The 25,812-nt window shown below is 44.3% G+C and carries 21 protein-coding genes; 16 read left to right on the top strand and 5 right to left on the bottom strand.

The genetic code is table 11. From position 1 onward, the window contains the following. Positions 1-203: 203 nt before the first annotated feature. On the bottom strand, positions 204-1,121 hold the full coding sequence (locus P5G61_RS09370; protein WP_301246207.1) for a phosphatidate cytidylyltransferase: 918 nt from the start codon (positions 1,119-1,121) through the stop codon (positions 204-206). 97 nt (positions 1,122-1,218) lie between these two features. Between P5G61_RS09370 and P5G61_RS09365 the strand changes: the two genes are divergently transcribed. The 7 genes from P5G61_RS09365 to P5G61_RS09335 all read left to right on the top strand — a co-directional run bounded on the left by P5G61_RS09365 (position 1,219) and on the right by P5G61_RS09335 (position 8,957). After that, entirely contained in the window at positions 1,219-1,773 is a 555-nt protein-coding gene (locus P5G61_RS09365; RefSeq protein ID WP_301246206.1) for a hypothetical protein, read from the top strand. A 463-nt stretch (positions 1,774-2,236) separates the two neighbouring features. Further along, positions 2,237-3,058 carry a helix-turn-helix transcriptional regulator gene (locus tag P5G61_RS09360; RefSeq protein ID WP_301246205.1) on the top strand — a complete coding sequence of 274 codons (822 nt, stop codon included), beginning with the start codon at positions 2,237-2,239 and terminating at the stop codon, positions 3,056-3,058. Positions 3,059-3,354: 296 nt separating this feature from the next. After that, entirely contained in the window at positions 3,355-3,603 is a 249-nt protein-coding gene (locus P5G61_RS09355) for a Blp family class II bacteriocin (RefSeq protein ID WP_301246204.1), read from the top strand. A gap of 81 nt (positions 3,604-3,684) precedes the next feature. After that, the gene (locus P5G61_RS09350) at positions 3,685-3,852 is read left to right on the top strand and encodes a hypothetical protein (protein ID WP_301246203.1); all 168 of its coding nucleotides are present in this window, start codon (positions 3,685-3,687) and stop codon (positions 3,850-3,852) included. Between the two features lie 96 nt (positions 3,853-3,948). Next, positions 3,949-5,121 carry a M48 family metalloprotease gene (locus tag P5G61_RS09345; RefSeq protein ID WP_301246202.1) on the top strand — a complete coding sequence of 391 codons (1,173 nt, stop codon included), beginning with the start codon at positions 3,949-3,951 and terminating at the stop codon, positions 5,119-5,121. Between the two features lie 243 nt (positions 5,122-5,364). Then, positions 5,365-7,581, top strand: coding sequence for a peptidase domain-containing ABC transporter (locus P5G61_RS09340; RefSeq protein ID WP_301246201.1), 2,217 nt, complete (start codon positions 5,365-5,367; stop codon positions 7,579-7,581). Next, a complete protein-coding gene (locus P5G61_RS09335) occupies positions 7,578-8,957 on the top strand; it encodes a beta-barrel domain-containing protein (RefSeq protein WP_301246200.1) in 1,380 nt (459 codons plus the stop codon). Before P5G61_RS09340 ends, P5G61_RS09335 begins: the two co-directional genes overlap by 4 nt. Before the next feature lie 92 nt (positions 8,958-9,049). On the opposite strand, the gene P5G61_RS09330 is transcribed toward P5G61_RS09335, so the two are convergent. Beyond that, complete coding sequence (locus P5G61_RS09330; RefSeq protein WP_301246199.1) at positions 9,050-9,514, bottom strand: VOC family protein; 465 nt, start codon at positions 9,512-9,514, stop codon at positions 9,050-9,052. 48 nt (positions 9,515-9,562) lie between these two features. On the opposite strand from P5G61_RS09330, the gene P5G61_RS09325 reads away from it, so the two are divergent. Beyond that, positions 9,563-10,711: a glycerate kinase gene (locus tag P5G61_RS09325; RefSeq protein ID WP_301246198.1), complete on the top strand. Its 1,149-nt coding sequence runs from the start codon at positions 9,563-9,565 to the stop codon at positions 10,709-10,711. Positions 10,712-10,821: 110 nt separating this feature from the next. Here the strand turns inward: P5G61_RS09325 and P5G61_RS09320 are convergent, their stop codons facing one another. Next, entirely contained in the window at positions 10,822-11,868 is a 1,047-nt protein-coding gene (locus tag P5G61_RS09320) for a CdaR family transcriptional regulator (RefSeq protein WP_301246197.1), read from the bottom strand. Between the two features lie 529 nt (positions 11,869-12,397). Between P5G61_RS09320 and P5G61_RS09315 the strand changes: the two genes are divergently transcribed. After that, positions 12,398-15,994 carry an S-layer homology domain-containing protein gene (locus P5G61_RS09315; RefSeq protein ID WP_301246196.1) on the top strand — a complete coding sequence of 1,199 codons (3,597 nt, stop codon included), beginning with the start codon at positions 12,398-12,400 and terminating at the stop codon, positions 15,992-15,994. A gap of 243 nt (positions 15,995-16,237) precedes the next feature. Here the strand turns inward: P5G61_RS09315 and P5G61_RS09310 are convergent, their stop codons facing one another. Further along, on the bottom strand, positions 16,238-16,804 hold the full coding sequence (locus P5G61_RS09310) for a GbsR/MarR family transcriptional regulator (RefSeq protein ID WP_079348198.1): 567 nt from the start codon (positions 16,802-16,804) through the stop codon (positions 16,238-16,240). 194 nt (positions 16,805-16,998) lie between these two features. On the opposite strand from P5G61_RS09310, the gene P5G61_RS09305 reads away from it, so the two are divergent. From P5G61_RS09305 to P5G61_RS09275, 7 genes are all read left to right on the top strand, one after another. Continuing rightward, positions 16,999-17,874, top strand: coding sequence for a carbohydrate ABC transporter permease (locus tag P5G61_RS09305; protein ID WP_079348196.1), 876 nt, complete (start codon positions 16,999-17,001; stop codon positions 17,872-17,874). After that, complete coding sequence (locus P5G61_RS09300; RefSeq protein WP_301246195.1) at positions 17,874-18,788, top strand: carbohydrate ABC transporter permease; 915 nt, start codon at positions 17,874-17,876, stop codon at positions 18,786-18,788. The genes P5G61_RS09305 and P5G61_RS09300 overlap by 1 nt, the downstream gene beginning before the upstream one ends. Positions 18,789-18,822: 34 nt before the next feature. Next, the gene (locus tag P5G61_RS09295) at positions 18,823-20,202 is read left to right on the top strand and encodes an ABC transporter substrate-binding protein (protein WP_301246194.1); all 1,380 of its coding nucleotides are present in this window, start codon (positions 18,823-18,825) and stop codon (positions 20,200-20,202) included. Positions 20,203-20,289: 87 nt separating this feature from the next. After that, positions 20,290-21,057, top strand: a complete 768-nt coding sequence (locus P5G61_RS09290; protein WP_301246193.1) for an HAD family hydrolase — start codon at positions 20,290-20,292, stop codon at positions 21,055-21,057. Continuing rightward, complete coding sequence (locus tag P5G61_RS09285) at positions 21,054-21,389, top strand: DMT family transporter (RefSeq protein WP_053782535.1); 336 nt, start codon at positions 21,054-21,056, stop codon at positions 21,387-21,389. Before P5G61_RS09290 ends, P5G61_RS09285 begins: the two co-directional genes overlap by 4 nt. Beyond that, positions 21,389-22,396, top strand: coding sequence for a metallophosphoesterase family protein (locus P5G61_RS09280; RefSeq protein ID WP_301246192.1), 1,008 nt, complete (start codon positions 21,389-21,391; stop codon positions 22,394-22,396). The genes P5G61_RS09285 and P5G61_RS09280 overlap by 1 nt, the downstream gene beginning before the upstream one ends. A 362-nt stretch (positions 22,397-22,758) precedes the next feature. Then, positions 22,759-24,219: a carboxylesterase/lipase family protein gene (locus P5G61_RS09275; RefSeq protein WP_301246191.1), complete on the top strand. Its 1,461-nt coding sequence runs from the start codon at positions 22,759-22,761 to the stop codon at positions 24,217-24,219. A 177-nt stretch (positions 24,220-24,396) separates the two neighbouring features. Here the strand turns inward: P5G61_RS09275 and P5G61_RS09270 are convergent, their stop codons facing one another. Further along, the gene (locus tag P5G61_RS09270) at positions 24,397-25,551 is read right to left on the bottom strand and encodes a VanZ family protein (RefSeq protein ID WP_301246190.1); all 1,155 of its coding nucleotides are present in this window, start codon (positions 25,549-25,551) and stop codon (positions 24,397-24,399) included. Positions 25,552-25,812 lie beyond the last annotated feature (261 nt).

Below are 25,812 nucleotides of genomic sequence, written 5' to 3'. Positions count from 1 at the left end.
TTCAGACGGATTATTGCTGTGTGCCACTTCTTCTTCTGTTGAGCAAATGGAGAATGGAACAGGCGCATCGTGCGTGCATCTTTAATTCAACCCTGAAGATAAAAAGCAGCCTTCATGGCTGCTTTTTAGCGATTCCGTAATGTCACACCACATACCTGTTCGATCGTGCGGCGTTCAACTTTGTGTTTTAGCGGGTACTGCTCCTACATGAAGTCGAAGAAATAACGTACCACATGGAACATCACCGGAGAAGTGTACGTCAGGCTGTCGACTCGGCTCAAGTAGCTTTTTTTCAGCGCATCGAACTTATTGTCATCTCCGATTAACAGATCCCGTTTCAGAACAGAAACCGTCAGACTTCCGAAGAACCCGGCCAGAGCGATTAATACACCGATGAACAGCGCGAAACGTGCATCAAACGGGGTCAGGAAGGGATGAATGTAATAAGAGGCAGCAGTAGTTACAACGAATGCACAGGCGAACCCTTCCCATGTCAAAAAAGGATTGGCGGTCGGCACGACTTTGCGTTTGCCCAGATAGAGCGAGGCCAGATAATGCACGACATCATTCAATTGGGTTAACACGACCAGGAACAGGACCAGCTTGGCACCATATTCCGGTGTTGCAAACGGAAAGTAGGCCAGATGACTAAGTCCAAATACCATCAGCATCAAGCCCCACTGCGTCGAGCTGACACTGCGCAGGAAACCGACCGTGCCTTTATTAATCAGACGTGGCAGGGGTAGCACCAGAAAGACATATAGCGGAATAAATACGATAAACATGCCGTACCATCCAATATAGATCCAGTAGAACTGCACCGGAATCGCCAGATATGCCCATAGAAACAGCCTGCGGTCTGCTTTGCGGGTGCTGCGGATCATGGAGAAGTACTCCTTCAGCGCGAAAAAGGTAAGTACCATGAGGGAGATCAGGGAGACAACCGGATTGAAGAGAGTGGCGAGACAGAAGATGACAAGCATGCCCCACCAGGTTTTGATTTTGTTGCCAATGCCCGAATAATCCTTGTCCGGCTGAAGCTTCGTAATGATTTTATATACGATATGTATGACCAGTAAGGCGATGAAAATCAGTGTTAAAGTAAAGAGCGAACTGCTCATGTACAGACCACCTGCTTATCTAGAAGTGAGATTCCAATATAGGGTACCTATGTTATTATGAAGGAATAGTGCGAACTTGATAAGGGGAAATTTCGTTATGACAGCTGAACGCTCGATCTACATCCTGCTTACGAACACAGGAACATTGTTTACCAAAGTTATTCAGAGTTACACCAGAGCGCCATACAATCATGCCTCCATCTCATTTGACCGGGAACTATCCGAGCTGTACAGCTTCGGTCGCAAGCATCCGAGTAATCCGCTGAACGGCGGGTTCGTGAAGGAAGATATTCAGACAGGTACATACAGTAAATATCCAAATACCACATGTGTCATTTATGAGCTTCAGGTGACGGAGCGTGAAGTAGAAAAAATGAAGCGGGTGCTGCATATCTTCATCCGCAGCCGCCAGAAATATATGTACAATCTGCTTGGTGTGATTGGCATTACATTGAAAGAGCCGGTGGAGTTCAGCAACTCCTACTTTTGCTCACAATTTGTTGCCGAGATTCTGCAACGCTCAGGTATTAAGCTGTGGAACAAGCTGCCTGCGCTGGTGACCCCGGATGATTTTCGCCAAAGTGAACAACTACAGCTGGTGTATGAAGGGAAGTTAAGTGCGTATAAGCCGGGGATTGAAAAAGGGGAATGAGGGCTAGGAAGAGCAAAAAGCATGTCTTAAGTCCATGAGCTCGCTTTCCTATCGCTCAAAAACCATGAAACAGCCTGCCGCCACGAATCTCCGGGCAACAGGCTGTTCGGCTTGTGTAACGTTAAATCGATGGGGTAGAGGAACGGTCGAAATTAACCTCTTGGAGGAATTCGATCACTTCACCATTCGGACTGTGGACGAGCGCATTTCTGACCCGAAGTGCAGGTTAAACTACATGTCTCGGTTCTGTGGAAGTAAGGAAAACCCCGGGGATGGATCACCTTAAATACTAAATTGGCATTTATTGACTTGTATAATTTTAGGTGTATAATGAAAAAGATGAAATTTTCATGATTATTTCAGAGAGAGAGAGCTTGTTATAGCAAAACTAATTTATTAGAAATTCATACACTCATACTAGAGTTGTGAAATGTAATTATGTTCTCAACTAAGGAGGGGGACAATGTCTACAAATTTGAATCAACTTGTTGACCTGAAGCATGCTGATTGGATAACAAAATCCAATATCCCGTCTGCGGTTTGGGAGTTGTGGGAAAGATATAAGGATGTTAATTCCACTGAATATTTATCAATATGTGAAAACCAAAGCCTAACATCTTACGAAACTGCTTTACTGGTAGACAGTGTAAGAAAAGAAATTAACTTGTTACGTGAGCATCTTTTAGAACCCTATCTTTTTATTCTAACTGACGGGAGTGGCGTAATAGTAAGCATCATTGGAAGTAAATCAGATTCAAACCTAGCTGCCTTAGATAAGTTCCAATATGGAATGTCTATGTTGTTGCAAAATATGGGTATTAATAGCATGTCAATATCACATATAACCAAGAAGAATGTATATCTTGATGGGTATGACCATTCCTCCCCACTTTTTCAGCAATGGACGGGGTTTTGTTGTCCTATAATGGTTGAAAATAACATAATAGGTTATTTGACACTATATCGTCCTACTTCTTCTGAAAATGATATGAAGTTCGCGTTGATGACCTCAATAATTAGTCATATTTCAAGTAATTATGAACAACAGTATCCTTTAAAAATTCGGTTAGAAAAGGTTCTTATTACATATCAATTTACTGCAAGGGAAGAAGAAGTGGCATTACTTTGGCTGAAAAATAAAAGTGCACTCTATATTAGCAACCAACTCGGGATATCAGAAGGAACTGTTCGTAATTTTATAAAACGAATATATAATAAATGTGGTGTAGGAGACAGGAACAGTTTCTTTAACAAGATACAACTAAGCTTAGATAAAATTAATTAGTAGATATATTTTTGATATAGCTTAAATCCTCTTAGAAGTATAGAATAATCACTTTTTTTCAAAATAAGTTAATATCATATTTTAACTCATTCGTAAATACCCAATATGGGACATATGTTAATAGATAAGCATAAAGTAATATGAAAATAACGAACAAAGCTTGTTAGTAATGGCGATTATTACATACATTTCTTTGCTCGGTAACATGTGTCTATTATATTTGTTGGTACTTACGTTTTATCCCGGGATGTACTACATGTAAAAAGACACCAAATATATTTGAGGAGGAACACAAATTGGAACAGTCTTTGAGCATGTTTAATGAAATCACTTTTGATGAGATGTTGCAGGTTGATGGTGGAGCATGGAGTTGGTCCGAATTTGCAAAAGATACAATTAAAGGAGCTGCTGGCGGCGCAGTAGGCGGCGCAGTAGCAGGGGCTGCTGGTGGTGCTGGCGTAGGTGCTGGCCCTGGAGCAGTCGCTGGTGGTATTGTTGGAGCTGTAGGTGGAGCTGCTGGTTACCTGATTGCTGGTTGGTGGTAAGATTTAATTTTTATTTGCTAAACGATCACAGTAAATGTGATCGTTTAGTTTCTGTATATCTTAATATAAGAGGGTGCAATTATGAAAAAAACAACCTTACAAGGTAAAACTCTTTGGATTTTCGGCATTGGTTTAAATGCAGCTATACTAGCTAAGATGACAAGTTATATCAACTCACTATTACTTACAATTGGGTTTATATTAATTATTACGGGTTTGTTAATGGAAATTAAGAAAGATAACTCATAAATAGAAAATTTTTGAGCTTGAAGTTTATGAATTTTCTACGCTCCTAATGCTCATATAAGTTTGACAGTATCAAGTTTTACTGATCGCAGAATAAAGGTGGGATATACGATTAATCTTTTTCAAATCCCTTATTGGTTGTCGGTATGTTTAAGTCTGTTAATTATTAGTGTCAATCTGGTTTGCTCTTATTATTTAAGTGGAAAGGTTAAAGCATACTATGAATTGACGAAATCTCCATCACAAGCAATAGGGAAATATAGTGTATATAATAGATATGTTTTAAATCCTTTAATTATTTTGTCCATAGTTTCAATTACTTTACTCTTGATGCTCCCATTCGCCAATGAATTAAAAAGCAGCCACTTATTAGGAAGAATAATAATCCTATTAGCAGCGTTTGTTCTTGCATCCATTCTAGCAGTTGGAAATCGACTATTTTTCCAATCTATTGTTTCTGAAATACGTGAAACAAACGAAAGCATTTTTGAATATTTCAAAAGTATTGTTCGGTATTATCTAATAACATTCATCTCCATGACAGTACTTATTTTGATTTCTTCTTTAGCACAAAACAATTCATTAGGCATTTACTACGACAGAAACTTCATTGAAATTGTCATATATTCTTTGGGGATAACGGTATTTTCGCTACTTTTTCCTTTAGCTTTCAAAACGACTTTAAAAGCTTCTGCAATGCCAGAAAATGAAGAGTCAATAGAAATAAAATCCTTTTTAATGGATTCGGGAGTAAAGAATGCAACATTATTCACTTGGCCTACTCGGAATAAACGTCAAGCACAAGCATTAGTGACAGGTTATTTTAAAACAAATATATTTCTCTCTGACTATCTAATGGACCATTTCTCTTCGGAAGAAATTAAAGCAATCGTTGCTCATGAGATTGGACACGTGAAAAAAAGACACTTGTGGTATAGATTACTATATATTTGGATTGCTATTTTACTTTTTTATACACTCACGAAAATAATGGATATTTACTCCGTATCAATATTCTGGGGATTTGTATTGTTATTTATTTGTTTAGCGTTTGTTTCTCTCTCTGCACTGACATTTTGGAGAGTGCAGGAAAAGCAGGCAGATCAGTATGTTATATATTTAGGGATCGAGCCTGAGTATCTTATTTCTGCCCTGACAAAATTAGGAGTATTAAACGACTCTCCACTAAAGTTATCTTATCTTGATGAGAAGTTCCAAACGCATCCTTCTCTCCATAATCGTATTCGATGGATTAAAGAAAAACTAACTTAGTTCAGAAAGATCAGAGAAAAGAACTCCATTTAAATAATACCCACTAGCCACTAGTTACAATAATCCCCTTCAAAAATAGCGATTGATTCTAGCCATGCGCCAGTTCACGAGAATCTGAGTGCATGGCTTTATTCATGAACAGACTCCTTCAAACTGATGGGAATGAATAAAGCGCCTTTGAATCATACCATTGTAATTGATTAACTTAAATGATGTTCCAAGCATAGCCGCAGGAGGTTCATGATGTCTTTAATCAAAAGATATACATTTCAAAAACAGTACGACCATAAAGATTGTGGTGCCGCTTGTTTAGCAACCATTTCTCGTCATTATGGTCTGAAAATGCCATTAGCTCGAATTCGGGAAATCGCTGGTACGGATAAACAAGGAACGAATGCGCTCGGTCTTATCAAAGCGTCAGAACATATGGGTTTTTCTGCAAAAGGAGTTAAGGGTAATACGGAAGCTTTTTTCAGCGGTTTTCCTCTTCCATGCATCGCTCATGTTGTTATTGATCAGCAACTTCTCCATTATGTGGTTATACATAAAATTACGAAGAAGAAAGTAATTATCGCTGATCCAGCGAAAGGAATTGTAAAGTATAGTCCTGATGAATTTTTCAAAATTTGGACAGGCATTTTGATCATGATGGTGCCGACGACTCAATTTCGAAAGAAGGACGAAACGCAAGGTGCACTCTCAAGATTTTTCTCGTTACTGATTCCTCAAAAAAGAATGTTGTTTGGAATTTTCTTTGCATCGCTGTTATACACGATTCTTGGAATATTAAGTGCGTTCTACTTCAAGTTTTTATTGGATTCGATTGTTCCTTATAGATTAGAAGACACGTTAACATGGATATCTATTGGAGTCATTTCTCTGACGATCTTGCAGTTATTGTTAAATGCATTCCGCAGTCACTTGTTACTATATTTGAGTCAAAAGCTCGATATTTCGTTAATTTTAGGTTACTACTATCATATCCTTAAGCTCCCACTTTCTTTTTTTGACACTCGAAAAACAGGAGAAATAATTTCAAGGTTAATGGATGCGTCAAAAGTCAGGGATGCTATATCTGGCGCTGCTTTAACCATTATGATTGATACGTTAATGGTAGTAGCTGGTGGTATCATTCTTTATACTCAAAACTCTTTTTTGTTCGGTATCACAGCTACGATGATCCCACTCTATGCATTAATCGTCTGGGGGTTTCATAGGACCTTTGAGAGGCAAAATCGGGAACAAATGGAACAAAATGCTGCACTGACCTCATATATCGTTGAATCTGTTAATGGGATCGAAACCGTTAAGGCCTATCAAGCCGAACGGGAGGCAAACTTGGAGACAGAAAAGAAATTCATCAAATTGCTGCGTACATTGTTTAGTTTTGGTTTCTCCAACAACCTGCAAGCTTCACTAAAGGGTGCTGTACAGGGAATTGGAGGTATCATCATTTTGTGGATTGGTGTAAGTGAAGTTCTAAAAGGAACGTTGACTATCGGTCAACTGATTACGTACAATGCCTTGCTTGCTTACTTTATTAATCCGATTCTAAACCTTATAAACTTACAATCCTCGTTGCAGACAGCTGTTGTGGCAGCCGACCGTTTGGCAGAGATTATGGATTTGGACCCGGAGAAAAATGAAGCAGAAGAACGGAACATGATGCCCTCTTCACTAAATGCATCAATTAGCTTTAAAGATATTCATTTCCGTTATGGGACAAGGCAATCCATCCTTAATGGGGTATCCTTACGAATTGAAAAAGGAGAGAAGATTGCTCTTGTCGGCGAAAGCGGTTCTGGAAAAACGACCCTTTCCAAGCTTCTGTTTCGTTTCTACGAAGCGGAGAAGGGTGACATTTTAATAGGAGATAACAATATCAAAGATATCTCCCTCGATTCGTTACGGCAAAAAATCAGTTACATTCCACAAGAAACCTTCTTCTTCAGCGGCTCTATTAGGGATAATCTCGCCTTGGGAGCAACACGTGAGATTGATATGGACCAAATTATCAGTGCAGCGAAGCAATCCAGTGCACATGATTTTATTAATCAGTTGCCATTGAGGTACCAGACTCCATTAGAAGAAAATGCATCTAACTTATCGGGAGGCCAGAGACAACGTTTGGCTTTAGCCCGTGCTCTGCTCACCAAACCAGACATTTTGATCATGGATGAGGCAACCAGTAATTTGGATACTACGACTGAGAAAGCTGTTTCAGATACAATTCATGCACTTACCGATATGACCATGATCATTATTGCTCATCGCTTAAGTACTGTGATGCGTTGTGATCGTATTTTTGTCATGGACCAGGGATTAATTATTGAGTCTGGTACTCATGAAGAACTGTTGAAAACTCGAGGACGCTATTATGAACTTTGGAAAGATCAACTTCCTGGAATTGATGAAGGAATTGATATTAATAAACAAGAGCCATTAGGTGTAGCACCATGAGCACTAAACTGATCAATTACGAAGACATGACAGACAGTCGCGAAATGCTTGAAAAGAAATCTCCAGCGTTTATTAGCTGGTTCCTCTTACTCCTCACGATCATCCTAATTGTATTGGTAGCATGGAGTTGGTTTGCTAAAATGGATATTGTTGTAAAGGCTCCAGGCGTGGTAAGGCCCAATGATAAAATATCGAAAATTGTCAATAAGGCATCCGGGAGCGTTTCGAAAGTTTACGTTGAGCAAGGACAAAAGGTGAATGTAGGGGACAAGCTTTTTTCAATCAAAACCGGTACGCTCAAAAATGATAAAGTAAGATTAACTGAAGAGTACGAAAAAACCACCTTACGCTTAAACGGATTGGAGAAGCTGTATGCTGCTGTTAAATTAGGAAATCAGGACAAAATTCAAACATATGCCAACAGAACGCTGCTAGATAATGATAATCCGGTGGAAAACAAATTGAAGTTGGACATATCCAAGACAATTTCTGATTTGGAGGAAACAAATCAAACCATTTCGAACAAGCGCTTGTTAATCAAAAGCTTGAATTACGGTCAAAACTATCTAGATTCCAGTTCAATAGAGTTTGAAAGATATGAAAATTTCAAGTTGAAAATTTCGCGAAATGTATTAACAGAGAGACAGCTTCAGGAAGAATACAAACGTACCGTTTTTAATAATGACGAAACCTCTGCCATTACTGTTATTGAAAAGATAAAGGCACTCCAGCTACAAGTGGAAATGGATCAAAGTGAGTTCCTATTGACGATCCAGACGGAGCTTGATACTGCAATTGAACAGAAAAAAAATTTAGAAAAACAGAAAGCTGACTTATACGTTCAACTCCAGGGAAGTATAGATGACTTGGAGAAACAGCAATCTGAAACGAATAGCCAATTAAGCGCGATTAATACCAATCTTACAAATTACACAGCCACTGCACCGATAGCAGGTATAATCAATACAATCAGTGAAATTGGCGAAGGGCAGCTTATTCAGGAAGGCTTGCAAGTCATGGATATCGTGCCGATAAATAGTACGATTTATTCGGTACATATTGCAATGAACCATCAGGATATAGGGCGTATTCGAGAGGGATATCCTGTACGTTTCCATTTTTCTGCCTTTCCGCGGGAAGAGTATGGTTCCGTTATTGGGAAAATTCAATCTATTGGTAGTGATGCCTTGGTAAATACTCAGGAGGGCTCGTCCTATTATCTTGTGGAAGCTTCCGTAGAAACCATTGATATTCGAAATGCACTTGGTAGGGAAAAAATGATAAAGTCAGGGATGCAAACGGAAGCATTCATTGTCACTGAACAAAAAACGGCACTTCAGTGGATTTTGGAAAAAATGGACTTTTGGAGTGAATAACATAATAACCCCAGAACTTTTCTGGGTGTTCTAGGTAATGACACAAACAGCCTGCTGCCACGGATGACGAGGCAACAGGCTGTTTGTGTACTTCATATAGATGATGAGGATCGGTCGAAATTAAACTCTTCAAGGAATTCAATCACTTCACCATTCGGACTATGGACGAGCGCATTTCTGACCCGAAGTGCAGGTTCGCCAAGCGATATCCAATCCGGTTCAACATAGGCCTTAGCTCCATGAGCAAGCGCTTGCTCATATATCTCTTCCACATTGTCTACGTAAAAGGCAAAATGCAGTAATGCCCCATGTTTTACTGCTTCGGGAGACTCTGCTGGTTCACCTTCGGCCGCGATTACGGCTCCGGGGTCGAACAGTTCAATGCAGGTCCGTTGATCCGGTGAGATCAGCATACATGCCTCGGTAATTTGGAAGGCGGGCAGACTCCAAGAGTGACCAACCTTAAAACCTAATACATCGGTATAGAATGAGAGGGTATCCTCATAATTACGTGCTTTAATGGCTACGTGAGCAAATCCATTATAATGAGAGCGCATTCAACAATTAGGATTTATCCTTTAATAACACGGATGGGGTGGGAGAAAATGAGAGAGACGACATTTGTACTGGCACCGGATTCATTTAAAGAGAGCATGACAGCGAAAGAAGTATGTGTGGCTATGGAAAAAGGATTACGCAAAATCTACCCTACTGCGAGCTATATTCATGTACCGATGGCTGACGGAGGCGAAGGTACCGTGCAATCGCTGGTGGATGCTTCTGGCGGTGTGATCCACCAGAAAGAAGTGAGTGGGCCGCTGGGGCAGCCCGTAATAGCTCAATATGGCATTCTGGGTGATGGGGTAACGGCGGCAATTGAGATGGCATCGGCGAGCGGCATTCATCTGGTGACAAAGGAAACCAGAGATCCGCTTCGTACGACAACCTATGGTACGGGAGAGCTGATTCGGGCGTGTCTGGATCAGGGCATTCGCAAAATCATTATCGGAATCGGCGGCAGTGCGACCAATGATGGGGGTGCAGGCATGGCCGAGGCCCTTGGTGCAAAGTTTCTGGATGCAGACGGCCTACCACTTGCACGTGGAGGCGGAGCGCTTGATCAGTTGGCTCATATCGATGTCTCCGGCCTGGATGAACGATTGCAGGACGTAGAGCTCATTGTGGCCTGTGATGTAACGAATCCATTATGCGGAGAGCATGGCGCCTCACGGGTGTTTGGTCCTCAGAAGGGGGCAACACCGGAGACGGTGCAGCTACTGGATGCGAATCTGTTCCATTATGCGGATGTGGTGAAGCAGCAGCTGCACAAGGATATACGTGATGTGCCGGGGGCAGGTGCAGCAGGCGGTCTGGGCGCAGGGCTTTTGATTTTTACACAGGCTGTGTTGCGCAAAGGCATTGAAATTGTCATTGAATATACAGGTCTGCGTGACAAGCTCGAACATGCGGATGTAGTGTTTACAGGCGAAGGTGGTATTGATTTTCAGACAAAATTTGGAAAGACACCATACGGAGTGGCGCGGGCAGCCAAGGAAGCAGGCAAACCGGTTATCGCCATCGCGGGGTACGTTGGTGAAGGAATAGATACGTTGTACACGGAAGCCATTGATGCGGTGTTCGGGATTGTACCGGGTGCGGCTCAACTGGAACGACTTCTGGACGAAGGTCCACAGAATGTGGAACGTACAACCGAGAATATTGCAAGAGTGCTGAAACTGGGTCTGATTTCTTAAAATTCTGTTGATGGGATGATGAGGGAAGAATCCGCAGCATAAAGAGACTGAATGGGACGCCGTCCGCATGGATAGGGGCATTCCGGTGCAGTCTCTTTTTGTATTGGGGTCTACTGATATGATGCGAGTAGTCCGTGGGTAAGTTCAATGAGCTCCAGCCAATTGCGTGGGTTCTTGTTTGTAAGGGCTTGGATCCGTTTGAGCCGATATTGCAATGTATTGCGATGGATGTTGAGCTCTTCAGCAGTCATCGACATGCTGCCATTGTGTTGAATGAAGCTGCGAAGGGTGTCCAGCAGATCCGCTGTGTCCTCCAACTTACTGACGATGTTGTTATGACGGGTCAGGTTGGTAGTGCTGAAGCGCACTAGAAACTGGACATCATCATAATGGATCAGTGGTGCAGCAGGGCGGAGCGCGAGCAAGATGTTCATCGCAGATCTCGCCTGTTCATAACAGACGGCAATGCTGGCTTCCCGCCTACTAACAGAGATGAAAGCTTGAGGCTGCTCCTGATGTACAAGCTGAGCTATTGAATCAACGTCCGATTCGCTCTGAATCAGAATGATCTGCGCAAGACCATCCTCCTCTACAGAGAAAGAAGGCAGCTGTAGTAATATCCGGCTGGTCTCCGGGCTAAATTCAGGGGATTCATGGGGAAAGCGGATGTATAGAAGAACCGTCGGCAGCTGCAGATCGATATGGTATTGCGCCGCTTCCTTCCTGATCTTCTGTGAATAGGAACCGGAGTGGGCAAGCAGCCGTTCCAAAAAGGCTTTTTTTCGAGAAGCCTCATGAGCCAAATTTTCTAATTGATTGCGTTGTTCGATCAGGAGAGATACGGTTGTGCGTACAATGTTGCAGAATGGACGGACTTCATCCGGATGCCCGGATATACCGATGACTCCGACATGCTGATGATTGATCCTGATCGGCTCGTTGGTGCCCATCTTCTCCAGTCTGCCATCCTGCCAGACTTCGACGCGGTCCCCGGTGGTCAGGGCACGGACTGCTCCCTGATGTACCGTACCTACGCGTTCTTTCTGTCCACTTCCAATGATAACGCCCTGCTCGTTCATGATGTTGATGTTGTAGGGAATGTCCTGCATCATTTTATCGACAATATCCTGTGCCTGTTTTTCCGAAAGCTGCAGCATTAGAGGTCCTCCTTCTTCGGCTGTTTCAACAAGGTGCAAGTATTTTGGTCTAATATGTCTGTTCAGTCTTGTCTATTCCATTGTGCATCTGAACGAAATTATAGCTGACGCGCCTGTCTTAAACAAGTTTGTTTACTAAAGGGTGGAGGGGTTGCCGTATTGTTGTATTTTGCTTTCGCTTAGTTATGGGAATTCCTCTATTAACTTATCCACATTATTCATCTGCTTGGTTCCGTTCAAGTATTCCAGATGCGCCTTGCCCCAGCAACAGATGCCATCCAAGGAGAACGGTGAAAGAGTGAAGCGAAGGTACAGGTATCTATCTTGATTTTTGTAAAATGTAGGTCTCTGTAATTACTCGAACATGTAAAATGATGAATTATGACGAAAAATATTTGAGATCCGGCCTGTTTTTCACCTACAGGAAGGGTCTTTTTCCATTTTATAGAGCGATTGTTCAGAATTCGTTCAGAGTTGCGTAATACACTAGACCTATATTTCGAGACGCGAGATGAGGGAGGAAAGATTAATGCAATACAGGAAAATAGTTAGCGTGTTGCTCATTTTGGTGTTGGTAGGTCCTTGGTTGGCAGCACCAGCAGGAAAGGTAAATGCAGGGGCATCGTATCCAGTACCAGGAAATAATGGTTTATTAACAATAAAGTATGTGGACGAGAAATCAATTGAATTACAATGGGAGTACGCACAATCCGAATCTTCTACCCCACCTGATGTAAATTACCAGGTTTACATATCCAATGCTCCTGATATTGCAGACATGCAACAAATCAGCGGAACATCAGGTCATCCCTACAGTGAATGGATTAATAGTTCAGCTTCTACAGATGGGACATTTTCAGAAATAATCACGGATCTTATCGAAGGAGATACGTACTATTTCAATGTCGTTGTTAAAGATAAATACTTGGAAACTGCGTATCAAATGCAATCTATTGAATTTACTGTGCAGCTGAGTGAGTTGGATCAGTTCAACGATATTAAAAAAAGAAATGAGCAGGGCGAGAACACCAATTTCATATCGGCAGTGATTGAGTTACTTAGTGATGAACAATTCATAGCTGAGCCTAATTTCAAATCGTTGTCTGAAGAAGATCAGTCGGACATCGCAGCATATTTGCTGCGTATAGATCCACCGACTAACGATGGATACGAAAGCAAGGAGCAAGTTCAGTTTTTGGTGCAATTAGCTCTCAAAGCCCTTGAAGTGACTCGCCAAATCGGAGGACATAATGCATTAGCTACGCTTGATGACCTATATGCGAAGCAAGCAGAACGAGTGCAGTTTTTTGAGTATCCTGCCGCTGGAAGCCAATTCTATCAATTGGTTGATTTGTATCTTGAATCATCCGCAATTGAAAATCGTATGACAGCTTATTTATATGAGTTTAGACTCAAAAGAAGCCCTTCTATTTCACGTGTTCTGTCTTATATGGATACAGCAGTAATGGACACACCTTTAATTAATAAAAAGGCGGAGACGACAGAAGAAATGTTGTCATCGTTGGAGAATCTGCTTAAGCTTCAGGGGGATATCGAGTCATACAATACGGCTAACTCGGAAAACCCAATGGAGAGCTTGTCTCTAGATATCAGCAAATGGGATAACCTTACAACTGAAGAGCAGGAGCATTTGGCTGATCATATGCTCACTCAAAGACCGGCTAATGGATATACAAGTTTTGAAGCCATCCAGACTGTATTCAATCAATTTTTTCCTGGTAATGAAACTGATGCGTTGGCTGCCGTAAATGCTGCAAGAATTAACAAAGATATAGACGCTATGCGTCTGGCTATGGAGAACCCTGATTTGGGTATTACTTTACCAAATGAATATGGTTCTGTATCTAAGCAGGTCAAAGAATACGTGGCTGAGTTCCTGATTGATAATATTAAAAGGAACTATGAAAATAAGAAACAAGTTCAATATATGATTGAGCTTGCTGTACAAGCTCAGTTGATCTGGGAGCAGAGAGGGTTGCGAGTACTTCAGGACAAGCTGGACCTATTTGCTCAGAAACTGTCTGAAGGACCCGATCATTTTAAAGACCCTGAGACAGATATGCTTCGTCAAGTTGGAGATCATCATCTACAATTAAGCGAGGTAAATAAACCAATTTTCGCTTTTAAGTACCTGCATTTATTGGGAGTGGAACGAATTGCAAAGCAGGCTCAAGTAGAGATTGCCGATCCGCGCTTTCTTCTGGGACTGCTATCAATGCCTTTCCAGCCTCTTGAGGAAGCCACCACTATAGATCAAATGGATCAGTGGCTTGAGACAACTATGAATGAACAGTTTAACGGACACAATTTCTTTGACCAATACAAATTCAATCTTTCAGGTGCCCTTGATTTATCCAAAAGAGCAGAACTCAGCCCGGAAGGCAGCAAGGAACTGGCTGAATGGGTGCTTAATGAACAAGATAGATACGAAGATGTTGGAAATCTACAATATGTAATCAACCAATTCTTCACGGCCCCGAATGTGACAGGGGATGATATCAACAACACTATAACCGGCTTGGATGATACGATGGAGATCTCCTTTGATGGTAAACTGAACTGGCTTGATGTTGCCTCCATTCAGCGTCTTGATTTTAGCGGTGACAAAACCGTATGGGTTCGTTATAAAGCGATTAGTGATGAATTGCCAGGACGTGCGGTGAAGATTGTCTTCACGGCGAATGGCGATAGCAATAACGAAAATGGTTCAACACCTAACCCGGGTGGAAGTACAGGTGGTGGATCGTCTACAACTGCACCGGTAACCTCCACGCCTGTGCCAGCAAACAAACAGGAACAAATCGTGGTTGATGTCAACGGAGCGAACGGCACCAACCTGACCAAAACACCAATTACACGTACAACCGAGGCCAACGGTACGATCAAGGACCTCGTGAAGATGTCTGAGGCGATTGCCAAGGAATCGGTGGAAAAAGCGAAGCAATTAAACATGAACACTGCACGCATTGTCATCCCTGATGCCAAAGATGCTGTGTCTGAGACACGCATTGAATTGCCAAAAGCAGCGGTGAAACAGCTGAATGATGGTGGGCTTAACCTTGAAATTTCTACAGAGAACGCCATCATCTCGGTTCCAACGAAGTCGATTGCCGGATTCGACCAAGACTTGTACTTCCGCATCGTACCAATGAAGCAGGAGTCGGAGCGCAAGGAAGTGGAAGAACGTGCGAAGAAGGAGCAGCTAATCCAACAAATTGCTCCAAATACCAACGTAAAAGTACTGGCTCGTCCAGTTGAAATCGAAACAAATATGCAAAGCCATGAAGTCACACTGACATTGCCGCTGCGTGACAGCCTTCCAACCGATCCTGCTGCCCGCCAGCAAGCATTGGACAACCTGGCTGTGTACATTGAACACAGTGACGGCACGAAAGAATTGATTCAAGGCAAACTGGTGAAGTTCAGCGACTCCAGTGAAGGCATCGAGTTTACAGTTAACAAATTCAGTACGTTCACGCTCGTTGTGGTGGATGGGCTGAAAGCTTCCCAAGGCTCGCATAATCCGTACATCAATGGCTTCGGTGCAGATTTCCGCCCGGATGCATTCGTAACCCGTGCGCAAATGGCAGCGATGCTGGCTCGTAATCTGCCTGATGAAACGGGAACGGACTCCGCAAATGGCGTCAGCTACGCCGACGTATCTGCAACCCATTGGGCAGCAAGCGATATTCAAAAAGCGCAATCCGCAGGCATCATGAATGGCATGAGCGCCACTGAATTTGCACCTGAGGGTCCGATCACTCGTGCACAAATGGCAACCATTGCGTACCGCTGGATGCAGCAGCAAAGTGCAGACGTGACAAGCAACACATCCCAAGCAACGGATGGTGCTGTATTTACTGATGTATCCACCGGCCAATGGGCTTCCGATGCAATTGCCTACGTGCAATCCGCTGGTCTGATGACCGGATACAATGACGGAACGTTCAAACCGGACAGCAAACTGACTCGTGCTGAAGCCGTGAAAGTACTGAACATATTGTTTAATCGCGCTCCATTAACAGGCGTAACCACGCCATCTTTTACAGACGTACCTGCAACACACTGGGCATATGCAGACATTGAGGCTGCGGCACAGAAATAAGATAATAATATCTATAACAACAAAGGGGAGCCCCAACCATGAAAACATGGTGGGGTTCCCCTTTTTGATCTCTAAAACCAGCACAAGTCCTGCAACCATCGTCGCTCGCTGAGCTGGCTTTTTTAGTTTAACGAATGTAGTGAATGCTATTCATAATAAGACGTATATGATTTCTTAACGAGCTGAACATAAGAATATAAGTGTTAAAGTGAAAATCCCTCTACAGCCCCGCAAACGTACGCGTTAATCACTCTCATGTGGGGCGTCTTTGTAAAATACACCATCCCGCAGTTGGTCTACAAATCCCTGCAACCACTCATAATACTGGTCGGCATGCTGAAGCTTATGCAGATCACGCAAAGCTTCCTCCCTCTCTTCCGGCGGAGTTGTTTTGGCAAGAATGATCTCCGATAACTCCGGAATGACCTCGCGAAGGCTTTCTTGCATCACATCAATCTCCCGTTGGAGCTTAGCCCCGAAGAAGTTCTGAAACGTAGTGAAAAAGTTGGTTTCTGCCAAATACAGATCCTGGCGTTCCCGCTTTTCCTCCAATTTATAAATCATCTGAGATTCGGTAAGAGAACGTACGGCGTAACTCATATTACTTTTGCTCATGTTCATGGACGTTTTCATCTCTTCCAGCGTCATGGGTTGATCCTCGAAATACATAATGCCATACAGTTGGCCAAATGAATGATTGACCCCGTATAAGTCCATTGTATTGGCAATCGCGTCAATTACTTTCTCCCTCAGCTCAGGCCGATAGGACAAAGAAGAACGATTTTGGTCCTCGGCAGCTTCTTTTCCCACAATCTCACCTCTAGTATATGGATGGGACTCCCTGTTTCATATTTTACATGACATCCCGTTATTTTAACATAACCCGGAATTAGTTTTTTCAAATGTATTATACAATCATTTTTGTACGGAAGCGAAAAACAAATAGATTTAAGGGGATTATGCACTAACGTTAAAAAAAAATTGAACAATGAGGAGTGTGCGAATTGCGTGTGAAACTATGGAGGGAGACAGAAGCAGTTCTGTTCACCCTACCTGCCCTTATCCCATTACTCATTTTCTGGTTGGGGCCCTTGGGATACATTGTATATCTGAGTTTTACGGATTGGGACTTCATGAGTCCTGACAAATTGTTTGTTGGTTTGGACAACTACAGCTATCTGCTAACTAACTCGGAATTTTACCGTTCATTGAAAGTTACACTACTGTTTGGTCTTGGAAGTGTCGTGCCCACGATTGTTGGTGGATTGGCGCTGGCGCTGCTCATGAACAGCAAGATTAAATCATCTGGTTTGTTTCGGACATTGCTGTTCTCACCATGGGTCACACCGACGGTTGCTGTCTCCATTGCATGGTCCTGGATTTTCGAGCCGGAAGTGGGGCTTGCCAATCTGTTGCTTGGCTGGGCTGGGATATCCCCGATTGGCTGGCTGAGAGATGCAAACTGGGCACTTGTGGCTGTTCTCATCGTTACGCTGTGGAAATCGATTGGCTGGTCCATGGTATTCTACCTGGTCGCCTTGCGCAACCTGCCATCCGACCTGCTTGAAGCAGCATCCATTGATGGTGCAGGCAGTTGGGACAAGTTCCGGAGTATTACGCTGCCGTTGATCTCACCAACCACGTTCTTCCTGTCCATTATCCTGACGATTCAGTCGCTTCAGGCCTATGACCAGATCAACGTGATGACCCAGGGGGGACCGGCTGGATCAACAAGGACGCTGCTCTATATGTATTATCAGTCTGCATTTGAATCCTTCAATGTGGGCGAAGCTTCTTCCATCGCCGTTGTTATTATTCTGATCTGCGTACTGTTGTCAGGAATCTCCTTCCTGCTCGGCCGGCGCCTGGTACATTACTGATGAACATGACCGCTCTAAGTAAACAAACAAGAAAAGATAATAGTCGTGAGCAAGCACAAAAACAGAAGTTTCCTGGTGGAGGAAAAGGATTTGGTACCGCGCTCCGATATCTGCTGCTTGCCCTGATCAGTCTGACAATGGCATTTCCGTTCTATTGGATGGTTATCAGCGGTTTCAAGACCAATGACGAGATTTGGCAGTTTCCGCCAACCTTCTGGCCCGAAACTTTCCGATGGAGCAACTATGTGGATGCGTGGCAGTCTGCACCATTTTTCCGCTACATTTTGAACAGTACAGGGGTAGCGGCAGCAATCTGTCTGATCCAGGTCATCAACTCCAGCATGATGGCTTATGCGCTTACCCATATGCGTTTTCGTATGAAAGGGGTGCTCACCGGATTGATCCTGGTAGGCTACATGATTCCGAGTACCGCCGTTTATCTGCCCAGTTATTTGGTGCTCAGCGAGCTTAAATTACTGGATTCCTATACCGGACTAATCGTGTCCAACTGTGTCAGTGTGTTCTCCATCTTCCTGATCCGTCAGGCATTCATGCAGGTGTCTCACGAGCTGGTGGAGGCTGGGCAATTGGATGGAGCGTCACATTTCCGCATTCTGTGGACCATTATGACACCGCTGGTTCGCTCATCTTTTGCTGTGATGGTGCTGATTACATTCATCGACCAGTACAACAACTATTTCTGGCCGATGCTCATTACCAAAGACCCGAATCTGCAATTGGTATCGGCAGGTCTGCGGAGCTTTTTCGTGGAAGGTGGAGCCTATGGCCTTGCATGGCCGCAGATTATGGCCGCCAGTGCATTTACCATCGCACCGCTGCTCATTCTATTCCTGTTTACGCAGAAGACAATTATGCAGAGTGTAAACATTACTGCAGGCGTAAACAAAAACTAATTTTTACAACACACTTTATATAGGAGGAAACAAAATGAAATTGAGTCAAGCGAGTATGAAATGGCGGAACAAATTAAAGCTCAGGTGGAGAGGCGGCATGTCACTGGTACTGGCCGCAAGTTTTGCCCTGATCACAGCGTGTGGTTCCTCAGCAGATAGCGGCTCAGGCACAGGTTCAGACGCAGCTGCAGCCAATGGATCTGGTTCTGCGCCAAGTAGTCCAGTGGAGATTGAATTCTGGTATGGCCTGGGTGGGAATCTGGGAGATAACATGAAGAAAACGATTGATTCCTTCAATGCATCCCAGAGCGAAGTCGTTGTGAAAGGCATTGTACAGGCCGATTACACGGAAACCGAACAGAAACTGCAGGCAGCCATTGCCTCGAAAAAAGTACCGGCCGCTGTACTAAGCTCCAATATCGACTGGGCACGTAAAGGATATTATGCACCGCTCGATGAGCTGATCGCTGGCGATCAGGACTTTAATCAGGCAGATTACGTTCAGACCTTCCTGGAGCAGGGAAAAGTAGACGGCAAGCAGTATTTCTTGCCAATGTACGGAACAACTCAGATCATGTATTACCGTATGGATGCCTTGAAAGAGAATAATATCGATCCTGCCACTCTGACGACATGGGAGGCACTTGCTGAAGCGGCAGCGAAGATGAGCAAGCAGGAAAATGGCAAAACAACCTTCTATGGCTGGGAGCCGATGTGGGGTAGCGATAACATGATCGACGCCGTGCTTGGTAAAGGTGGGAACATCCTGAGCGATGATGGTAAGACCGTAACGATTGATTCACCGGAATGGGTAGAGACGTGGGAATTGTTCCGCAAGTGGATTAATGAGGACAAGACCATGGGTATTCATTTTGGCGGTCAAGGTTGGGAGTACTGGTATAAAACAATTGATGATGTCATGAAAAATAAAGCAGCTGGATACACCGGTTCGAGCGGTGACCAGGGCGATCTGGACTTTAGTATTGTCGCAGCGATGCAACAGCCTGGTTGGGAAGGCGTCGGTGAAGGCAAACCTGTAGCGAGCGCAATTATGGCAGGTATCCCTGCTGAAGCAAGCCCCGAACAGCAGCAGGCAGCCTATAAATGGCTGACGTATTTCTCAGAAACTGCGAACACGGCTGCTTGGTCCATGAACACAGGTTACATTGCGGTTCGTCAATCTGCCCAGGAAGATTCTGCATTCAAAACGTTCAGTGAAGAGAACCCTCAGATCACGGTTCCACTGCAGCAGGCTTCCCATGCTTCCGCTCCGTTCCAGGACCCGACTGGAGGCAAAATCAATGATGCGCTGAAGGATGCAGCCGATCAGGTACAGATTAATAACATTCCAGCGGCACAAGCGCTGAAAGAAGCTAAAGAAAAAGCCCAAAAAGAATTGGATCGCGTGAAATAACAAGTGAAACAAGCTGAACTTGGAGGAGCGGTGCAGTCATGTACCGCTTTTCTGACATAGTAATTCAGCAGACAAGGAGCGTAACCAATGCCTGAATTGAACCTGGGGAACCTGTCTACACCGATAGAGGCTATTTTGTTCGATAAGGATGGAACTTTGCTTGATTTTACGGCCATGTGGGGTTTCTGGACCCATTGTGTGATGGATAATTTTCGGGAGGAGCTGACCGTCCGCGGACTTCCGTTCAATGCCGCAGACATCCCTCATATCTGGGGAACATTCCATGATGAGCAGGGACGAATGAACGGCTATGATGTGCGGGGACCCCTCGCCATGGGGACGATGGAGGAAGTCTACGCCATATTAACTTGGCATGGATATCGTGCAGGATTAAGCTGGGCGGAAGCGAAAATTATCGTGAGGGAATGTTTGCTGCAAGCAGAATACGCGATGAATAAAGAACGCCCTGCTCAGCCTCTCCCCGGCGTCCTTGCCTTTCTTGAGCAGTGTCGCAATAAGGGACTGAAAATGGGTGTCGTCACAGCGGATGAGACGGAAAATGCTCTAAGTCATCTAAAGTGGATGGGTATTGAATCCTTTTTCTCCGTAGTTGTAGGAACAGATCAGGTTGGAAGGGGAAAGCCGTTTCCTGACATGTTGCTGCTGGCGTGTGAGCGTCTGGGTGTACCTGCTGCAAGAGTTGTCGTGATCGGCGATACGGATGGTGATATGGAGATGGCTCGCGCTGCGGGGGCTGCCTGGAAGATTGCTGTCGGTGACCCTGCTCATATCAAGCTTGCGGATCTAACGGTGCGTTCGTTTCATGAATTGCTGGAAGTCGAGGTAACCCGATGACGAATCATTCGTATACCGGATGGATATTGCTTGCCCTAGCGATTGGATTAGAGCTGAGCGGTACGATTCTGATGAGGGTGTCGGATGGTTTTACCCGATTGTGGCCTTCCCTTTTTATGTTTCTTTGTTACGGAGCGAGCTTTACCCTGTTGAATTTTGCTGTGAAGTATATGCCGCTGGGTGTTGCTTATGCCATCTGGTCGGGCGTAGGTATTACTTTGATTGGTATCGTGGGACATTACTTTTTGGGAGAACGTCTGAAGGCGATGTCGATCGTCTGGATGGGCTTTATTCTGATTGGCATTATTGGACTGAAATGGAGTGATTCCTGATGCAAAATGAAAATAAATTTGAACAGCCGATAGTCAGCTTCCAGGTGATTACAGACACACATGTACGGGATCAGGCGGACCATATCCATAACCGTCATCTGGAGAAAGCGCTGGAAGACATGGCAACATATAGCCATGGCAGCAGCGGAATCATGCATGTGGGCGATGTTACCGATCGTGGCCTTCCGCAAGAATATCAGGAGTTACAGCGTATATTGGAGGCTCAAGGCAATTCACTGCCTCAAATACGTTATACCGTAGGCAATCATGATATTGGAGCGATTCTATGGGGAGACCCGCCGTTGAACTTGACCACAATGACCCAGCATGAGGTGGGTGAGGTATTGGGGCATTCCGAGGATACGGGTCAAAGAGAAGCTCAAGATATCGAGAAACATGAATCAGTTTCAATTGAGGAGTTATGGCAGAAGCGGTTAAACGATTTTACAGCAATCACAGGTATGAGCGGATCGTACCACGACCACTGGATCAACGGTTATCATTATATCTTCCTGGGTACGGAGCAGCCTCATCCGAAAGATTGCGATATGTCTGCCGAACAACTGGATTGGTTGGAAACGAAACTGTCGGAACAAGCTTCTTCTGAGCAGCCCATTTTCGTCTTTCTCCATCAACCACTGATGGATACAGTGGCGGGTTCCATGAAGGAACAGGGCTGGTATGGCGTGAATCAGGACACAGCATTAAAGGCTGTTCTGAGTCGTTATCCGCAGGCAATTCTCTTCTCCGGGCACACCCATTGGCAATTGGAGGCTCAGCGCACCATATACGAAGGTGGTGGGCAGATGCCAACGATGTTTAACGCCTCCTCCGCGGCTTATCTCTGGACAGATGAGGATGAGCATCTGGAGGGAAGTGAAAGTTTACATGTAGATGTGTACCGTGACCGCGTTGTCGTTAAGGGACGTAATCATGTGACGGGCAGCTGGATTGAAGGGGCGGAATATACGGTCTCTTATCCGGTAAAAGTAAACGGCAACAATTGATCCTTACATCGGGAAAAGTATTGATGGGATACAGGGAGCAAAGTGCAATGCCATCTTTTCTTTTCAGCGTAAGATATTTTATGCACGGCAGAATAGTAGACTTCGCTCGTTAATTGAAGCGGAGTCTTTATTATGGCTGTAAAAGTTCCACGTGAAACGTAGCTTTGACGGGAAAATTTGGACAAACTTGTAAATGGGTCTTACTGGGATTTATACTCAAATAAGTGGAAACGCGCCTACCATTACGTAACGAAAAGGCGTTGAAGCAGTATAAGTTATTTTTCGCGAAAGTTACATTCGGATCTGAGCAACACCAGTCGTAAGCTGGAACTATCGATTAGTAGAGAGGATGTATAGAACGCATGAGAGAACTTCAAGTGAACACCCGATACGGTACGGTTCAAGGAGAGCTTCTGCATGGAGTGAGCGTATGGAAAGGTATCCCTTATGCCAAGCCCCCCATGGGTGAATTGCGCTTCCAGGCTCCCGTTCCACCTGAGAATTGGGATGGAGTCAGAGAGGCGAAGCAATTCGGTCCTGAAAATATACAGCCAAGACATCCTCAAACGGAGGGCATATCGGGACAGCCTCCGGTGGAATCGGAAGATAGCCTTTACCTGAATATCTGGGCACCTGAACAAGAAAGCAAGGACCCACTTCCAGTTATGGTATGGATTCATGGCGGATCATTCGTATCAGGTGCTGGCAGCCAGCCGATGTACGATGGGACTCAACTCGTCCTCCGGGGAGACGTTATCGTCGTAACGATCAATTACCGCCTGGGGCCACTTGGTTTCTTGCATATGGCTCCCCTTGGAGAGGGTTTTGCATCCAATGTAGGTTTACTCGATCAGATTGCTGCACTGCAATGGGTGCAGGACAACATCGAGGCTTTTGGCGGTGACTCGCGTAATGTCACTGTTTTTGGAGAATCTGCGGGCAGTATGAGTATTGCGGCTTTGATGGCGATGCCGGCTGCAAAGGGATTGTTCCATCGGGCTATTATGCAAAGTGGAGCTTCACAAGTTGTGCCAGCAGAGCAGGCATCGGCCATTCGTGATGGCATGCTGAAGGTTCTGGGTGTATCGGCAGACGAGCTGCAAAAACTCAAAACCATTCCCGTGGAGCAAATCATTGCTGCTGGCGAGGCGGTGAAACAACAAAGCGGTGCTGGCATGGCCCTGTTGTTCCAGCCGGTACTGGATGGAGTTACACTTCCGAAGGCACCACTTCAGGCGGTAGAAGAGGGTGCGGCACAGGATATCCCTGTACTTATCGGAACCACTTTACATGAAGGCTCATTGTTCATTCAGCCTCATGTGCCTTACTCTGAAGAGATCAACATGGTGAAGGCTGTTGATTTTATGACACCTGATCTGGAGAACCGGGCTGCGATTGCGGACAGTTATCCCAAGACTGCAGATGGTCAAGCCCAAGCGATGACCGATCTGTTCTTCTGGCGCTCGGCAGTGCAATATGCGGCTGCGCAGCAGAAACATGCACCTGTATGGATGTATCGGTTCGATTGGGTCATGCCGGAGCATCCACTGCTGCAAAAATCAATTCATAGCATCGATATTTTCTTTGCTTTTAATACATTGCCTGTGCTGAAATTTATGAATGCGGAACCGGATGCCGCAGCAGCAAAACTTGCGGGTAAGGTCCAGGATGCCTGGATTTCATTCGCCAAGCAGGGCAAGCCCGAGACGGCGGGAGTGAATTGGCCTGCCTACGAAGACAATCGGGCTACGCTGATTCTCAATCATGAAGTGCAATTGGTTCACGACCCGGAAGCTTCCAAACGGGAGCTGCTAGGGCTATAGTTTAATCCGATCGGAACTTCATTATTCAACAATCAAAAGGTGTGGCTCGTCATTGGAGGACGAAGCTACACCTTTTTTTATGATGGATCGAACCTGCTGACTTTTTTCGGCGAACCTCTATGGACGTACTATTTTTCACCCTTAACTGCTGTGTTGTGGGTTGAGTGAGTCCAAAATCTATTTTCGAGATGCTCTTGTATTGGATACATCATCACAATAGAAGGCTCGCTTTCCGCGAGAGAACAGCACCAGCATGACATGAACGAACAATACCAAGAGAATAAGTCCATGCAGACCAAAGATTCCGACAGAGATCCATACCTTATAAGGTTCAAGCATCACGTTTTCGTTCAGAAAGGCATAATCCGTTATGAGTTGAGCAAAGGTTACAAAAAGCCAAGGGACGTAAAGTGCAAGTAACCTTTTGAAAAGGGATGTGCTGGAAGGTTCGCCAGTTTTCCGGTTAACATATCTGAATCGCATCAGAGCTGACCCCGGAGTTTTTCCATTTCGCAATGATGGAATAAAGAAAAATACAAACAGCATGGCAATCATCGTATTTAGCGTGCTGATGATGGCATTTGTATTACTCCAGTTAAAAATGGACATCAGATTGGACAGGAACACGACAACTACACCGTCAATGATAAGCGCAATCAATTGAGGTACAGGATAGACCTTGTTTTGTTCCAGGATCTGCTCGCTCTTCGCCTGAATGCTCGCACGAGATGGGAATAAGGCAAGTATGATGGGTGCCGCGAAAAATCCAAGTACCGTTCCTGTAGTATTCAGCAGCAGGTCATCCACATCAAACAACCGATACGGACAATCGTAATAACCGTAGAAGCCGGTGATCTGGGTAACCTCAAAGAACAGGGACAAGCCAAATCCGCTTAACAAAGCCTGTTTCCAGTACGATCTCTTTTGCCAAAAATACCGGATGTACACGCCAAGTGGCATGAGAAGCATGACGTTGAACAGAACCTGCAGAAAAGCTCTGCCCTGAATCATTCCAATATAGCTGGCAGGCTGTGACCACACGATCGGTGTTTCTTTCATAATATCTTTCACAAAGGTGAATGGAACAAGGTTGTAATATACGGTATCCGCTGCCTGCTGCGCACATGTGTTACGAGTGGTCGGGAAAGGAAGAATAACCAGGCAGTATGCAGCTAGCAGGTAGAAAATAAATGAAAAGCTGATTGCAAATCGCGACCAGCTAAAAAATCCATCTTTCCGATATCCGTAGATTAACCAGGGTACCATCAGAAACATGGCGATGATGACAAAAATCAGGAATGCCGTTTGGACAGGAAAAACATAGGGAGACATGAGCAGAAACTCCTTTTATCGGAAATGTATATGTGTATGTGTACAATTTGTGTGAAACATGACACTTAAGGATAGTATTTCAGGGTGATATTCCAGAATTTTTCTTCTTGAACTTCAGTATAAGGAGCCTTCCTTAAATCAGGGGGCGGGGTAATCTTAAATTTAGTTTAAAATCATTAACCTCTTCCTCATGTGGAAGAATGGACTGTATTCCCGTATACTTGCGAGAAAGCCACAAAATGAATGGAGAGTTTAATACAT

Source organism: Paenibacillus vandeheii, assembly GCF_030433635.1.
Lineage (GTDB): Bacteria > Bacillota > Bacilli > Paenibacillales > Paenibacillaceae > Paenibacillus > Paenibacillus vandeheii.
This window is presented reverse-complemented; position numbering and strand designations above follow the sequence as displayed.

Bases quoted from the DNA above. Each gene is read 5' to 3' on its own strand.
- P5G61_RS09370 (WP_301246207.1), bottom strand. From the start codon at position 1,121: ATGAGCAGTTCGCTCTTTACTTTAACACTGATTTTCATCGCCTTACTG.
- P5G61_RS09365 (WP_301246206.1), top strand. From the start codon at position 1,219: ATGACAGCTGAACGCTCGATCTACATCCTGCTTACGAACACAGGAACA.
- P5G61_RS09360 (WP_301246205.1), top strand. From the start codon at position 2,237: ATGTCTACAAATTTGAATCAACTTGTTGACCTGAAGCATGCTGATTGG.
- P5G61_RS09350 (WP_301246203.1), top strand. From the start codon at position 3,685: ATGAAAAAAACAACCTTACAAGGTAAAACTCTTTGGATTTTCGGCATT.
- P5G61_RS09340 (WP_301246201.1), top strand. From the start codon at position 5,365: ATGTCTTTAATCAAAAGATATACATTTCAAAAACAGTACGACCATAAA.
- P5G61_RS09335 (WP_301246200.1), top strand. From the start codon at position 7,578: ATGAGCACTAAACTGATCAATTACGAAGACATGACAGACAGTCGCGAA.
- P5G61_RS09330 (WP_301246199.1), bottom strand. From the start codon at position 9,514: ATGCGCTCTCATTATAATGGATTTGCTCACGTAGCCATTAAAGCACGT.
- P5G61_RS09325 (WP_301246198.1), top strand. From the start codon at position 9,563: ATGAGAGAGACGACATTTGTACTGGCACCGGATTCATTTAAAGAGAGC.
- P5G61_RS09320 (WP_301246197.1), bottom strand. From the start codon at position 11,868: ATGCTGCAGCTTTCGGAAAAACAGGCACAGGATATTGTCGATAAAATG.
- P5G61_RS09315 (WP_301246196.1), top strand. From the start codon at position 12,398: ATGCAATACAGGAAAATAGTTAGCGTGTTGCTCATTTTGGTGTTGGTA.
- P5G61_RS09300 (WP_301246195.1), top strand. From the start codon at position 17,874: ATGAACATGACCGCTCTAAGTAAACAAACAAGAAAAGATAATAGTCGT.
- P5G61_RS09295 (WP_301246194.1), top strand. From the start codon at position 18,823: ATGAAATTGAGTCAAGCGAGTATGAAATGGCGGAACAAATTAAAGCTC.
- P5G61_RS09290 (WP_301246193.1), top strand. From the start codon at position 20,290: ATGCCTGAATTGAACCTGGGGAACCTGTCTACACCGATAGAGGCTATT.
- P5G61_RS09285 (WP_053782535.1), top strand. From the start codon at position 21,054: ATGACGAATCATTCGTATACCGGATGGATATTGCTTGCCCTAGCGATT.
- P5G61_RS09280 (WP_301246192.1), top strand. From the start codon at position 21,389: ATGCAAAATGAAAATAAATTTGAACAGCCGATAGTCAGCTTCCAGGTG.
- P5G61_RS09275 (WP_301246191.1), top strand. From the start codon at position 22,759: ATGAGAGAACTTCAAGTGAACACCCGATACGGTACGGTTCAAGGAGAG.
- P5G61_RS09270 (WP_301246190.1), bottom strand. From the start codon at position 25,551: ATGTCTCCCTATGTTTTTCCTGTCCAAACGGCATTCCTGATTTTTGTC.